General features: G+C 73.7%; 11 protein-coding genes. 6 read left to right on the top strand and 5 right to left on the bottom strand.

Going from position 1 to position 13,389, the window contains the following annotated elements:
* Nucleotides 1-27 precede the first annotated feature (27 nt).
* Nucleotides 28-819 (bottom strand): PspA/IM30 family protein, encoded by a 792-nt coding sequence (locus Q0283_RS14630; RefSeq protein WP_183526911.1) that lies wholly within the window; start codon nucleotides 817-819, stop codon nucleotides 28-30.
* 140 nt (nucleotides 820-959) lie between these two features.
* A complete protein-coding gene (locus Q0283_RS14625) occupies nucleotides 960-3,086 on the bottom strand; it encodes a TPM domain-containing protein (protein WP_183526909.1) in 2,127 nt (708 codons plus the stop codon).
* 312 nt (nucleotides 3,087-3,398) lie between these two features.
* Between Q0283_RS14625 and Q0283_RS14620 the strand changes: the two genes are divergently transcribed.
* Entirely contained in the window at nucleotides 3,399-4,964 is a 1,566-nt protein-coding gene (locus tag Q0283_RS14620; RefSeq protein WP_298045312.1) for a S1C family serine protease, read from the top strand.
* A gap of 11 nt (nucleotides 4,965-4,975) precedes the next feature.
* A complete protein-coding gene (locus Q0283_RS14615; RefSeq protein ID WP_183526902.1) occupies nucleotides 4,976-5,776 on the top strand; it encodes a PIG-L deacetylase family protein in 801 nt (266 codons plus the stop codon).
* 9 nt (nucleotides 5,777-5,785) lie between these two features.
* Here Q0283_RS14615 and Q0283_RS14610 read toward each other — a convergent pair whose 3' ends face one another.
* The 3 genes from Q0283_RS14610 to Q0283_RS14600 all read right to left on the bottom strand — a co-directional run bounded on the left by Q0283_RS14610 (nucleotide 5,786) and on the right by Q0283_RS14600 (nucleotide 9,070).
* On the bottom strand, nucleotides 5,786-7,384 hold the full coding sequence (locus Q0283_RS14610; protein ID WP_183526899.1) for an anti-sigma factor domain-containing protein: 1,599 nt from the start codon (nucleotides 7,382-7,384) through the stop codon (nucleotides 5,786-5,788).
* Between the two features lie 79 nt (nucleotides 7,385-7,463).
* Nucleotides 7,464-7,919: a tRNA (cytidine(34)-2'-O)-methyltransferase gene (locus Q0283_RS14605; protein WP_298045318.1), complete on the bottom strand. Its 456-nt coding sequence runs from the start codon at nucleotides 7,917-7,919 to the stop codon at nucleotides 7,464-7,466.
* A gap of 155 nt (nucleotides 7,920-8,074) precedes the next feature.
* Entirely contained in the window at nucleotides 8,075-9,070 is a 996-nt protein-coding gene (locus tag Q0283_RS14600) for a DnaJ domain-containing protein (protein WP_183526895.1), read from the bottom strand.
* Nucleotides 9,071-9,337: 267 nt separating this feature from the next.
* On the opposite strand from Q0283_RS14600, the gene Q0283_RS14595 reads away from it, so the two are divergent.
* The 4 genes from Q0283_RS14595 to Q0283_RS14580 are packed head-to-tail and all read left to right on the top strand — an operon-like array spanning nucleotide 9,338 to nucleotide 13,389.
* Nucleotides 9,338-10,612: a cysteine desulfurase family protein gene (locus Q0283_RS14595; protein ID WP_298045306.1), complete on the top strand. Its 1,275-nt coding sequence runs from the start codon at nucleotides 9,338-9,340 to the stop codon at nucleotides 10,610-10,612.
* Between the two features lie 49 nt (nucleotides 10,613-10,661).
* Entirely contained in the window at nucleotides 10,662-11,783 is a 1,122-nt protein-coding gene (mnmA, locus tag Q0283_RS14590) for a tRNA 2-thiouridine(34) synthase MnmA (protein ID WP_183526891.1), read from the top strand.
* A gap of 46 nt (nucleotides 11,784-11,829) precedes the next feature.
* Entirely contained in the window at nucleotides 11,830-12,201 is a 372-nt protein-coding gene (locus Q0283_RS14585) for a chorismate mutase (RefSeq protein ID WP_010144493.1), read from the top strand.
* A gap of 12 nt (nucleotides 12,202-12,213) precedes the next feature.
* Nucleotides 12,214-13,389 carry a hypothetical protein gene (locus Q0283_RS14580; RefSeq protein WP_298045302.1) on the top strand — a complete coding sequence of 392 codons (1,176 nt, stop codon included), beginning with the start codon at nucleotides 12,214-12,216 and terminating at the stop codon, nucleotides 13,387-13,389.

The raw sequence follows: 13,389 nt of genomic DNA, 5'->3' as shown, positions 1-13,389 counted from the left end.
GGGCCGGAGCCTTCGCGGGGACGGGGCTCAGTTCGTGGTGGAGCCCTGGGTGTAGTCCAGCTCGACCTCGCCTGCGGCGGAGCCGTTGCCGGCGGTGAGGGACTGCGTGCTGCCGGCCTTCAGCGCCGCCAGGCGGGCCTCGACCTCGGTCTGCTCGCCCAGGTCCTCCAGGGACTCGAACTGGGCGTCCAGGGACGAGGCGGCCAGCTCGTTCTGGCCGCGGACCCGGGCCTCCTCGCGGCGGACCTTCTCCTCGAACCGGTTGACCTCCGAGGAGGGATCCAGGATGTCGATCGACTTCACGGCGTCATGCACGGCGGACTGTGCCTGGACCGACTTGGCGCGGGCCACCAGCTCGTCGCGCTTGGACACCAGCTGCTGGCGCTTGGTCTTCATCTGGTCCAGCCCGGTCTTGAGCTTGTCCACGATCTCGGACTGGGAGGCGATGGTCGGCTCGGCGGCCTTCGCCTGGCGCTCGGCGTCCATCTGGCGCTCGATCGCGACCTTGGCCAGGTTGTCGAACTTGTCCGCGGAGGCGGTGTCACCCGAGGTGCGGAACTGGTCGGCCTTCTGGGAGGCGGCCAGGGCCTTCTGCCCCCAGCTCTTGGCGGCGTCCATGTCCTCGTTGTAGTCGTCCTGGATCATGCGCAGGTTGCCGATGGTCTGCGCCACGGCGGCCTCGGCCTCGGAGATGCTGTTGGTGTAGTCGCGGACCATCTGGTCCAGCATCTTCTGCGGATCCTCCGCCTTGTCCAGCATGGCGTTGATGTTGGCCTTCGCCAGGGTTGCGATACGGCCGAAAATGGACTGCTTAACCACGATGTCGCCTTCCGTTCTGCTTCTCTGGAACCCCGGCGTCTCCGGTGCCCCTGCTCCCGTGCCCCGCTACCGGGCGTTGGGTCCCGACGCCGGAGGGCGCCGGACATCTCTCATCCTGCCTTGGTCTCGGGTCATCCTGCCTAGAAACTACCGCCGCTGGCGTCACCGAATCCACCGCCGCCGAAGTCGCCGCCGCCCAGCCCGCCGCCGCCGAAGCCGCCGAAGCCGCCGCCGCCCCAGTCACCACCACCGTCATGGTCACCGCCGAGCAGGCCGCCCATGAGGATGCCCCCGAGGATGGCCCCGCCGAGGCCGCCGGCGAAGCTCCCGCCGGCCCCGCCGCCGTGACCGTAGCCGCCCCGGTGGCCGCCGTGGCCGTACCCCGCCCCGGCGTAGCCGCCGCCCCAGCTGCTGAGGTCCTGCTGGGCGAGCTGGCTGGCGCGGTCGGCCAGGGAGCTGGCCTGGTTCGCGAGGTTCAGCGCGGTCACCGGGTCCTGGCCGGAGATCCGCACGGCCTGCTGCAGGGTGCGCTCGGCCTCGGCCACCTTGGTGCGGGCCTGGGAGCCGACGGCGCCACGACGGGCCGCGATGAAGTCCTGGGTCCCGTCGATCTGGGCCTGCGCCTGCATGATCGCCGACTGGAGCGCCGAGGCGGCCCGCCGCTCCTGTTCCTGCCGGTCCCGGATGCCCGCGAGCGGCGCGTCGAGCTGACGATGGGCCTTCTCCAGCTGCTTCAGCAGGTCCACGGGATCGGGACGGCCCGAGCTGAACCCGGCCTTGACGCGGCCCAGGGTCTGCTCCACGCCGGCGATGGGTCCGGCGAGCTCGCGGTGCTGGCCGGCGTCCACGAGCGCCCGGGCCTGTGCGAGGTCCTGGGTCGTCTGGCTGACACCGACCCGCAGGTTCTCCATCGACTGGTCCAGGTGCTGGCGGGCCTTGGCCACGGCCTCCACCAGCGTGACCGTCTGGGCCACGGCCTCCTCGCCGGCGCGGATGGCCAGGACGGCGGTGGACCGGTCCGAGGCGGCCAGGGACTGCTCGGCCTTGGCCACGGCCGCCTGGACGAACTGGAGCCGCTCGCGGGCCTGGGTGGCGTTGTCGGTGACCTCCACGAGGGCCGAGTCCGCGTACTGGCCGTGCAGGTCGACGAGCTGCTGCTCGGCACCGGAGACGGTGTCGGCGACCTGGTCGGCGCGTGCCCTGAGGTCCTCCAGCGCCGAGTCGGCGCTGTCCTCGAGGTGGCGCAGGTCGTTGAATTCCTTCTGGTGTGCGGACAGGGACGCGCCGACGGCCTCACACCGGGCGATGATGTCCTTGAGCCAGGCCCGCTGCTGCTCCTCGGTGTCCGGGATGTGGTCGTCCAGCTGGTTCTGCAGCTGGAACGACTCCCGCATGTGGTCCTTCGCGATCTCGATGTCCTTGTGGAAGGTCTCCACCGACTCCTCGCCGTAGGAGGCCAGCGCGAAGCCCACCTCCTGCTCCGAGGACCGGATCGCGTCGTCCGCGGCGACCAGCAGGGAGCCCGCCTTGGTGCGCAGCGCCTCCACGCTCATCTCGTCCAGCGGGTCCCTGGGGCCCTGGGCGCCGCGGGCGGGCTGTGCCCCGGCGGCCTTCTTCTTCCGGGTGCGGCTGGCCAGGGCGATGCCGCCGCCGGCCAGGGCCGCCGCCACGAGGCCGCCGGCCAGCCAGCCGCCGGCCCCGCCCCCGCTCTCACCGGACTCGGCGGAACCGGACAGGGAGCCGTCGGTCGCATCGGCGATGCCCTCGACGGTGGACAGGGCGGGAGTGACCCAGTCGTCGTCACCCGGCGCCGGCATGGCCGGCAGGATGTACTCGGCCGAGATCTCCTGCTGCAGCGGCGCGATGCTGTTGGCCTGGTGCGCGTCGAAGCCGACCTGGCGGGACTCGACGGCGATGGCGAGGACGGACTCCTGGTCCCCGATGCCCTTGTCCTGGGCCACCTCGGCGATGAACTCACCGCTGCTCGCGGCGTCCCCGAAGTCGTCCACGTAGAGGACGTAGAGGCCCTGGCCCTCCGAACGGCGCAGGTCATCGATCGCCTGGCTGATCTCGTTCTCCTGGGCGGGGGTCAGGACCTGGGCCTCGTCCACCACGAACACGCCCGGCGGGATGTCCACGGCGGCCCGCGCGGCGTCCGCGAGCGCCAGTCCGGCCACGGCGGACAGTGCGGAGGCCCCGGTGACTCCCAGGGCCAGGACGGCGGGGGAGAGACGGGGCGGTGCGAGCGGGACGGCGTGGGACTTCATCGATCACCCTTCATGGCCCTGACCGGCCGGGACACCCTGAACCGGGGGCACGGTCGGCCGGCCGGTGGCGGCGGCGGCAGGGTCGCGCCGCGCGGACTGTGGCTTCCTCCTGAAGTCTATGGGCCCCGCTGCGCGGATCGCCACGAGCGCGACTGCGCCAACGGCGAACTATGGAGCCGGCTTCCAGCAATCCTCCAGAGAACATGCTCCAATCGAACAGGTGCACCGGGCAGGATGGACTGCGGACCAGGCCCGGCCCAGACCAGGAGCAGGACCGCCTCACCCGGGAGACCGGCAGGAAGGACGACGACCATGAACGACGCGGACCACCACGGACCCCAGTCCGGCGCAGGACGGGAGGCGGGGGGATCCGTCCCACCCCGCCCGGAGTCCCCGCCGTCGGGTCCTCGTGGCGACGACGTGCACGAGGTGTCCGCCAGCCGCGATCCCTACCCCCGCTGGGACGAGACCCAGGCGATGCCCGCCTACGGTGCCGCCCCGGGATCCGGACACCCCGCGGAACCCGGCCCGGCCGCGTACGGGCCGGGACCCCAGGGCGGTCCCGGCGACCAGGGTGCCCGCGGAGACCGGCCCGACAGGCTGGGCGGTGCCCGCCGGACGGTCGGCGTCGGCACGCTCGTCGCCGGGATGCTGCTGGCCGGCCTGGCCGGTGGCGGAGTGGCCGCTGGAGTCAACGCGGCCGCGGACACTGCGGACACTGCCGCCGGCACCACGCAGCAGCAGGACGGCGGCACGGTGCGGGAGCAGGGCCACGGCCTGGACATCAACCGGACCGAGGACGCCACGCTGGTCACGGCGGCCGCGGCCAAGGCCGCACCGTCCGTCGTCACGCTGTCGGTCACGGACGGGCAGTCCGCCGGATCGGGGTCCGGGGTGATCCTCGACGACCAGGGCCACATCCTGACCAACACCCACGTGGTGACCATGGGCGGCGCCTCCGGTGACGCCGACATCACGGTGCAGACCGCGGACGGCACCGTCCACACCGCCGAGGTCGTGGGCACGGATCCGGAGTCGGACCTGGCCGTGGTGAAGATCGACGCCGAGGGCCTGACCCCGATGGAGCTCGGTGAGTCCTCGACCCTGAACGTGGGGGACGCCGCGATCGCCATCGGTGCGCCGCTCGGGTTGTCCGGCACCGTGACCGACGGCATCGTCTCCAAGCTGAACCGGACCATCTCCGTGTCCTCCTCTGCCCCTCAGGACGGCGGTGAGGGCGGAGCCGAGGGGGCCCCGGAGTTCCGCATCCCCGGTCTCCCGGACCAGCAGCAGTCCAAGGGGTCCATCTTCATCAACGTCATCCAGACGGACGCGGCCATCAACCCGGGCAACTCGGGTGGAGCGCTCATCGACGCCGAGGGCCGGCTGATCGGGATCAACGTGGCGATCGCCTCCGCGGCCGGGGGTGCCGGCGAGGGGGCCGGGAACATCGGCGTGGGCTTCTCCATCCCCGTGGACTACGCGCAACGGATCGCGCAGGACCTGATCCGGAACGGCGAGGCCACGCACGGGTTCCTGGGCGTCTCGGTGACCCCGCAGCCTGCCACCCCGGCCGGGGCCGACGGCGCCCAGGCCAGTGGCGTGTCCGACGCGGACCAGGCCGCGCTGGCCTCCGGTGGCTTCAGCGCCGGCGCCCGCGTGGTTGATGTCGTCTCGGGCTCCCCGGCCGAGGAGGCCGGGCTGACGAAGGACGACGTCATCACGGGCGTCGGCGACCGTCCCGTGACGGACAGCCAGTCCCTGACCGCGGTGGTGCGCGAGTACCCCGAGGGCGGCACCGCCACCGTGCACTTCATGCGGGACGGCCAGGAGCAGTCGGCCGAGGTCACCTTCGTGTCCGGGGCGGAGCAGCAGTGAGCCCGTCGGTCGTGAGCCGGTCGACGCTGCCCACCCCGGCCGAGGCCGCCGCCGCGCACGGCTGGCACCGCGTGCTGGCGTTCGGCGCCCACCCGGACGACCTGGACTTCGGGGCGGCCGCCACCGTGGCCGGGCTGACGCGGGCCGGCGTGGAGGTCACCTACTGCGTGATGACCGACGGCGACGCCGGCGGCTTCGACCCCCGGGACCGTCACGCCATCGACGGACGCCGGCAGCAGGAACAGCGCGACGCGGCCGCCCTGCTGGGCGTGCGCGACGTGGAGTTCATGGGGGAGCGGGACGGATACCTCGAGCCCAGCCACGAGGTGGTCAAGCAGGTGGTGGCCCTGATGCGCCGGCACCGGCCGGACGCCGTGATCGCCATGCACCCGGAGCGGGACTGGAGCCGGCTCCAGCGGTCGCACCCGGATCACCTGGCCGCCGGCGAGGCCGTGGTGCGCGCCGCCTATCCGGCGGTCGAGAACCCCTTCGCGTACCCCGACCTGGCCGAGCAGGGCCTGGAGGCGTTCAAGCTGCGCTGGCTGGTGCTCTTCGGAGGCCCGGCCTCGCTGACCAACCTGGCCGTGGACGTGACCGGGACGGAGCAGCTGAAGCTGCAGGCCCTGCGCCACCACGTCTCCCAGCACCCGGACGTGCCCCGGATGGAGGCGTTCGTGCTGGACGCCATGGCGGGGCTGCACCGGACCTGGAGCCCGGACACGGAGGACGGGGGACCGGCCGGCGGCGAGCGCTACGCCGAGGCGTTCCACCTGGTGGCCGTCAACGACGAGAGCACCATCAGCGGGTTCTGAGCGGTTCGGTCACTCGCCCCCGGCCTCGTCCTGCTGTTCGGGCGGGGCCGGGGTGTTGTTGGGGTGGCCTCCGTAGATCGGGCCCTGGGTGACCTGGTGGACCAGGTCCACCGCGCCCAGCCGGACCGACGTCGGGGTCTCGGAACCGCCCTCCGGCTCCACCGTGACCGCCAGGTCGGCGTAGCGCTGGATACCGCGGAACGTCACCGGGTCCTGGAGGTCGTCCAGGTCGTAGGTCCCCAGGGTGTTGGGCGCCGCACCGTCGCGGGGGAACAACCACAACTGGTAGACGTTGCCCTCGCCCGGGTCGGGCAGGCCGGCGAAGGTCACGTAGGCCATGTCCCGGTCCCGGGAGATGTGGCCCTGCATGGACCCGCCCTCGGTGAGCGAGACCTGCTGGGTGGTGAAGGAGTCCTCGGCGCCGTCCACGGCGGCCACGACGTTGGGGCCCATGATCAGGCGCACCACCAGCCACAGGCCCAGGGCCACCACGAGCAGTCCGGCCACCACGAGCATCCACTTCTTCACCGGCCGGCTCAGGGACACCATCCTCGCGGCGGTCCCGTTCGAGGGGCCGAGCCCGTCCACCAGCCCCATGCCGACGTCCTGGGCCGGCAGCCGGTGCAGGAGCTCGTCGAGCAGGAACGACGGCGGCTCGTGGGCCAGGCCGCGGAAGGCCCAGGTCACCGTCCTGCGGGCGCTCTCCACGCGCGCGCGCCAGAGCGTGGTGAACTCCGGTCCCTGGCGGGAGACGTACCGGTCCAGTTCCTCGCGCTCCGGATCGTCCAGCGCGTCCAGGGCCACCAGGTCCGCCCATTCCCTGGCCAGGCCGTTCTCCAGGTCCTGACTGAGGTTCAGGGTGAAGTTGCGGGTGGTCCCGGTCCGGGCGGCGATCTCCGGCGTCACGGCGCGCAGCATGACCGGGTCCTCCTCGCCGACCCGGCCGAGGAACTTCTCCTGGTAGCGCTTGGTGATCCGCTGGACGCCGTCGCGCAGCCGTGACTTGACCGTCGGCACGGCCACGCCCAGTTCCTCGGCGACCTGGCGGTAGGTGCGGCCCCCGGCCCAGGCGAGGTCGAGGGCCTCGAACTGGGCCTGCGTCAGCGCCGAGAGCACGGTGGTGGGTTCGCGCCGCCCGCTCTGGGCCGCTCCGGCGTTGTCCGGCAGCAGGCCGGAGCCGTAGTCGGGCAGTGCATCGGTGCGCAGCAGGCGCGTCATCGTCTCGTGCGCCTGGGATTCCAGCCAGCACAGCACCGAACGGTGGCGGGCCTTGGCCGAGTCGTCCTCGAAGCGCTCGTCCGGGGCGGCGTCCCAGACCCGGACGTAGGTCAGGACGGTGGCCTCGGCGGCATCGTTCCGCGAGGCGAAGATCGAGCAGGCCAGGCCGAACACCCAGGGGGCGGTGGAGTCGTAGAACGCCGAGAAGGAGGCCTGGTCGCCCTCACCGGCGAGACGGAGCAGGTGATCGAGCCCGGGCAGGCCCAGGTCCGTCGCGGTCGGGGCGGGACGGGCGGAGGCCTCGGAGGGTGACGTGGTGGACGGGGAGGTCTCGTCGTCGATCGTCGACGGTCGGTCGGGCAGTCCGGGGGCGCGCTTATCCATGGTCATCCCAGCATAGGAAGTCGGGTCGGGACGCCGATACTGCCACGCGGATCGTGACCGTGGCGCAACATGACGGGTGCGCGGTTCAGCCGGCCCCGGCGAAGCCGTGCTGTCGCCAGGCTTCGTAGACCGCGATGGACGCCGAGTTGGCCAGGTTCAGGGAGCGGCGGGCCGGCTGCATCGGCAGCCTGACCCGGGCCGTGACGTGAGGGTCCGCCAGCACCTCGTCCGGCAGTCCGGTGGACTCCCGCCCGAACAGCAGCACGTCCCCGGCGCGGTAGGACACGTCCGTGAACAGGGTGTCCCCACCGGAGGTGAAGGCGAAGACACGGGCCGGGAGCAGGGCATCCCACGCCGCCTGGAGGTCCGGATGCACCGTGAGCACCGCCAGGTCGTGGTAGTCCAGCCCGGCCCGGCGCAGCTTGGCGTCGGAGAAGTCGAAGCCGACCGGCTCCACCAGGTGCAGCTCGGCGCCGGTGATCGCCGCGAGGCGGATCGCGTTGCCCGTGTTGCCGGGGATCTCCGGGGCGTGGAACAGGATCCGGAATCCCGGCGTGCCGGGGGCGGGGCTCCGCGGGGCGCCCCGGTGCGGATTGTCCGGGAAGGGGACCGCGGCGCCGTCGGGCGCGGGGGCGTGATCGGGGTCGGGACCGGGAGCGGAGTCAGTGGGCACCGGACCATGCTAGTCAGTGCGTCTCAGTACATCGCGCCGAGCAGCCGGGCCAGGACCCGGCGGTCCACGCGGCGCGCCGCCGGGCCGGTGCCGAGGAACATCTTCAGGTCGCGGCCGAACTGCAGCGCGTTGGCGGGCGGATCGGTGAGGAAACCGGCGTCGGTGTCCAGGGACCGGGTGCGGTCCAGCTGGATGATGGGGGCGTGCGGGTTGTCCTCCGGCCCGAGCACCAGGATGAAGCCACCCACGGTGCAGTCGGGGAAGGCCCGCTGCAGGGCCACCATGGCCGGGGCCAGCGAGGGCGGGGAGACCCGGCGGTCCCCGAGCAGCAACTCCGCCCCGTCCCACCGGTACACCCCGTCCGGGACCTGGAGGGACCCGATCACGGCCAGCCGGTCCCCGCACAGCACGACGTGGTCGATGGCGCCGGAACTGATCCGGCCGAACTTCAGGTTCAGCCCGGTGACGAGCCGGGCCGCCGGCAGCGAGCCGAGCACCTGGGCCTGCAGGGTGCGGATGGTGCGGGCCTCGCGCACCAGCCGGTTCCCGGCGGGCAGGATGCCGCGCTTGCGGGGCGCGCCGTGCACCTGCTGGGAGCTGCGGATCATGTCCAGCACGGTGTCCTCGCCCAGCGGCGGGTCGTAGTCCACGGTGCCGCGGGCGCTGCCGGGACCGTCGCCGGCGTGGGCCCGCCCGCCACGGGCACGGCCCGCGGAGGCGGTGAAGGAGGGGCCCGGCGTCGTCCGGCGCCCGCTCGTCGACCCCGGCCCGGCGGTCCCGGCCGCGCCCGCCCGGCCGGGAGCACTGAAGGCGCGGTCGTAGTCACGCCGGGAGTCCGGGTCGCCGATGAGCTGCCAGGCCAGGCTGACCCGGCGGAACTCGGCGGCGTCCCCGCCGTAGTCGGGATGGGTGCGGCGGGCGGCGCGGCGCCAGGCCGCCTTGAGGGTGGCCGTGTCCGCGTCGAAGGCCACGCCCAGGACCTCGTAGGCCGACCTGCCGGAGAGGTCCTCCGGCCTCATCCGCCGACCCCGCGCCGGGACTGTGGCTCGACCTGGGACATGGCGGCGGGCTCCTCGGGGGATCGGGGCGGTGGGACGGGATGGCCTCCGCCCATTCTGGCAGGTCGCCAGGGGGATCGGGGGAGCACGGCGTCGTGACCGGACCTCGCGCGGGCCGCGGGGGGACGTGGTCCCGTCAGCCGGTCCGGACGAGGCCGGCCGGCTGGTCCGGCCGCGGGCCGCGGCGGCCCCCTGAGCACCGTCACCGGCCGCTCGTACACTGGAGGGATGACCCCCACCACCGGCCGGACGTACCTGGACCATGCCGCCACCACGGCGGTCCGTCCCGTCGCCCTGGAGGCGTTCACGGCCAGTTCGCTGTCCCTGGGCAACCAGTCCTCCCTGCATTCCTCCGGCCGCGGGGCCAAGCTGCGGGTCGAGACCGCCCGGGACGCGCTCGCGAGCGCGCTGGGTGCCCACCCCAGCGAGGTCGTCTTCACGTCCGGGGGCACTGAGTCGGACAACCTCGCCCTCAAGGGCCTGTACTGGGCCCGGCGGGACGCCGCCCGCCGGGCCGGGCGGCCGGCCTGCCACCGCATCGTGCTGACCGGCATCGAGCACTCCGCCATCCTGGACACGGCCGAGTGGCTCCAGTCCCATGAGGGGGCGCACCTGGACGTCGTCCCGGTCGGCCCGGACGGGACGGTCGAGATGGACGCCTGGCGGGCCACGATCGCCCGGGACCCGGAGACCATCGCGGTGGCCACCCTGATGTGGGCCAACAACGAGATCGGCACCATCCAGCCGATCGCCGAGGCCGCCGCCTGCGCCGCGGAACACGGCGTGCCCTTCCACACGGACGCGGTGCAGGCCTTCGGGGCCGTCCCGCTCGACTTCCCGTCCTCGGGGGCCACGACCATGGCCGTCACGGGGCACAAGATCGGCGCCCCCGTGGGGATCGGAGCCCTGCTGGTGCGCCGGGACGCCACGCTCACCCCCGTCCAGCACGGCGGCGGCCAGGAACGGGACATCCGTTCCGGCACCATCCCCGTGGCCCTCATCGAGGCCTTCGCCGCCGCCGCCACCGAGGCCACCCAGAACCTGCCGGTCGAACGCGGGCGCGTCGGTGCGCTGCGGGACCGGCTGATCGACGGCGTCCGCGAGCGTCTTCCCGAGGCCCGGCTCACCGGTGCCGAGGACCGGGATCCGGCCACGGGGGAGCGGCTGCCGGCCGGCACCCGCCGGCTGCCGGGCAACGCGCACTTCACCTTCCCGGGCTGCGAGGGGGACTCGATCCTGTTCGGCCTGGACATGGCCGGCGTCGAGGCCTCCACCGGTTCGGCCTGCTCGGCCGGGGTGCCCCGGCCCTCCCACGTGCTGATCGCCCTGGGCGTGGACGAGGACCTGGCGCGGGCCGTCCAGCGGTTCAGCCTCGGGCATACATCGACCGCCGGGGACGTTGAGAGGGTGCTGGACGTCCTGCCGGGCGTCCATGCCGCCGCGCTCAAGGCCGGGATGGCCGGGCACGGTTCCGGCATCCGCACCGCCAACAGCCACCGCTGAGAGCCGGGGGTCTCGCCCCCGCCGCCACGTACCGAAGGGAACCCACCGTATGAAAGTCCTCGCCGCCATGAGCGGAGGAGTCGACTCCGCCGTCGCCGCCGCCCGCGCCGTGGACGCCGGGCACGAGGTCGTCGGGGTGCACCTGGCACTGTCCCGGATGCCCGGGACCCTGCGCACCGGCTCCCGGGGCTGCTGCACGATCGAGGACTCCCGGGACGCCTGGCGCGCCTGCGAGAGGCTGGGCATCCCGTTCTACACCTGGGACTTCTCCGAGAGGTTCAAGGAGGACGTGGTGGACGACTTCGTGGCCGAGTACGCCGCCGGCCGCACGCCCAATCCCTGCATGCGCTGCAACGAGCGGATCAAGTTCGCCGCCCTGCTGGAGAAGGCCCTCGCCCTGGGCTTCGACGCGGTGTGCACCGGGCACTACGCCAAGGTCGTCCGGACGGAGACCGGCACCCTGGAACTGCACCGCGCCGCGGACTGGGCCAAGGACCAGTCCTACGTGCTGGGCGTGCTGACCGCCGAGCAGCTGGAGCACTCGATGTTCCCGCTGGCCGACACCCCCTCCAAGGACCTCGTCCGGGCCGAGGCGGCCGAACGGGGTCTCTCCGTGGCCGCCAAGCCGGACTCCCACGACATCTGCTTCATCCCGGACGGGGACACCCGCGGCTGGCTGGCCGAGCGGATCGAGATGACCGAGGGCGACATCCTGGACACCGAGGGCAACCGCCTGGGCTCCCACCCCGGCGCGCACGCCTTCACGGTGGGCCAGCGCAAGGGCCTGAACATCGGCCGGCCGGCCCCCGACGGCCGGCCCCGGTTCGTGCTCGAGGTCCGGCCCAGGGACAACACCGTGGTGGTCGGCTCGAAGGAGATGCTGGCCGTGGACCGCGTCACCGGGATCCGCCCGTCCTGGGCCGGCGCACCGCTGCCCGAGGACGCCACGGGGGACTGGTTCGGCTGTCACCTGCAGGTCCGCGCCCACGGCGATCCCGTCCCGGCCCGGGCGCGCGTGCACCGCCAGGACGACGCCGTCCGCTGGGTCCTGGAGCTCGACGAGCCGCTGCGGGGCGTGGCACCGGGCCAGACCGCGGTGCTCTACCAGGGCACCCGGGTGCTGGGCCAGGCGACGATCGACACCGCCGTGAACGCGGCGCGGGCCGCGTGACGCAACGATCCCGGGGCCACGGGACCGTCACCGTAGGCTGGAACCCATGACCACCGAGCCCGCCACCGGCCCCCGCCCGGACACCGACTTCGACCCCCATGCCACCTCGTTGGAGGGGACGGCCGACCCGGCGGTGCTGCAGGAGCTGTTCGAGATCCGCGGCAGCATCGACAACTTCGACGCGACGCTGGTCTACCTGCTGGCCGAGCGGTTCAAGTGCACCCAGCGGGTGGGCCGGCTGAAGGCCGAGCACCGGCTGCCGCCCTCGGACCCCGGACGCGAGGCCGCCCAGATCGACCGCCTGCGCCGGCTGGCCGAGGACGCGGACCTGGACCCCGCCTTCGCGGAGAAGTTCCTGAACTTCATCGTCTCCGAGGTGATCCAGCATCACCGGGCCATCGCCGACCAGCAGGACTGAGAGAGCCCGCGCATGACCCGTGCCTCCCTGACCGGTGCCTGGCCCGGAGCAGATCCCGTGGCCGCTGCCCGGGACATCCTCAACGCCCTGGGCCACCCGCACCGGCCCGTGCTGCCGGAACTGCCCGGCCGGGGACCCGGTTCGGACCCGGTGGGCCGCGCCGCCGTCCTGCTGGACGGCCTGGCGGTCGACCTGCAGCCGCACGGCTGGCGACTGGTCCCCGAGCCCGGGATGGACCACCGGCGGGCCGCCTCCGCGCTCCGCTCCGACGTCAACGCCTTCACGGACGTGGCCGGCGATGCCGGGCTCACGGTGGAGGATCTCGTGCTGCGCGTGACCGGGCCCCTGTCGCTGGCCGCCAGCCTGTGGCTGCCCGGGGGCGAGCGCTCCCTGTCCGACTCCGGGGCCCGGCGCGACGTGGCCCAGTCCCTGGCCTCGGGCCTGGCGGACTGGGTCCGCTCCGTGCGCGCCGCGACCGGGGCGGCCCGGCTGACGGTACTCGTGGACGAGCCCCACGCCGCGGCCGTGCTCTCCGGGGCGCTGCCCACCGCGAGCGGGTACCGGACCGTGCGCTCCATTCCCCGCTCCGAGGTCCGGCAGGGCTGGACGCTGGTGGCCGAGGCGGCGCTCGACGGCGGTGCGACGGGTATCGTGCACGCGCCGGGCCGCTCGGGTGCCGGTGAGCAGTGGGACTGGCCCGACCTGGCCCTGCTGGCCTCCGAGGCGCTGCCCGTGGTCCCGCCGCCGGCCGGTCCGGACGTGCCGGAGGACCCGCCCGGACCGTCGGGGGCGCAGGACCGTGAGGGCTCCGGGGACGACGCCGGCAGGGGGCTGGTCCTGCCGCTGGCACCCCTGGAGGGTGCCGGGGCGGACCCGGCCCGCTGGGAGGTCATCGCCGGCTGGGTCGAGGCCGGCCGGACCGTGACGCTCCGGCTGCCGCCGCCGGGTGACCCGTCGCCGGCCCCCGCACCCGGCCCGGCCGGGGCCGACCGTCCCTACCGGGACACCGCCGTGGGCATCGCCCGGACGTGGGCACGGATGGGGCTGGACCCGCAACACCTCTCGCTCGTGGTGCTCGGCGCCCCCGACCTGTCCGCCGGCACCCGGCACGCCGCGAACCGGGCCCTGGCGGCCACCGTGGCCGCCGCGGAGGAACTGGACCGCATCCGCCAGGACGGCGGCCTCTGA

Origin of the sequence: uncultured Citricoccus sp. (assembly GCF_937871995.1) — a bacterium.
Lineage (GTDB): Bacteria > Actinomycetota > Actinomycetes > Actinomycetales > Micrococcaceae > Citricoccus.
Note: the sequence above shows the minus strand (reverse complement) of the source record. Positions and strands in the feature narration are given on the sequence as shown.

What these genes read in the sequence shown, in the direction of transcription:
- Q0283_RS14625 (WP_183526909.1), bottom strand. Translation starts at nt 3,086, where the DNA reads ATGAAGTCCCACGCCGTCCCGCTCGCACCGCCCCGTCTCTCCCCCGCC.
- Q0283_RS14620 (WP_298045312.1), top strand. Translation starts at nt 3,399, where the DNA reads ATGAACGACGCGGACCACCACGGACCCCAGTCCGGCGCAGGACGGGAG.
- Q0283_RS14610 (WP_183526899.1), bottom strand. Translation starts at nt 7,384, where the DNA reads ATGACCATGGATAAGCGCGCCCCCGGACTGCCCGACCGACCGTCGACG.
- Q0283_RS14600 (WP_183526895.1), bottom strand. Translation starts at nt 9,070, where the DNA reads ATGAGGCCGGAGGACCTCTCCGGCAGGTCGGCCTACGAGGTCCTGGGC.
- Q0283_RS14595 (WP_298045306.1), top strand. Translation starts at nt 9,338, where the DNA reads ATGACCCCCACCACCGGCCGGACGTACCTGGACCATGCCGCCACCACG.
- mnmA (WP_183526891.1), top strand. Translation starts at nt 10,662, where the DNA reads ATGAAAGTCCTCGCCGCCATGAGCGGAGGAGTCGACTCCGCCGTCGCC.
- Q0283_RS14585 (WP_010144493.1), top strand. Translation starts at nt 11,830, where the DNA reads ATGACCACCGAGCCCGCCACCGGCCCCCGCCCGGACACCGACTTCGAC.
- Q0283_RS14580 (WP_298045302.1), top strand. Translation starts at nt 12,214, where the DNA reads ATGACCCGTGCCTCCCTGACCGGTGCCTGGCCCGGAGCAGATCCCGTG.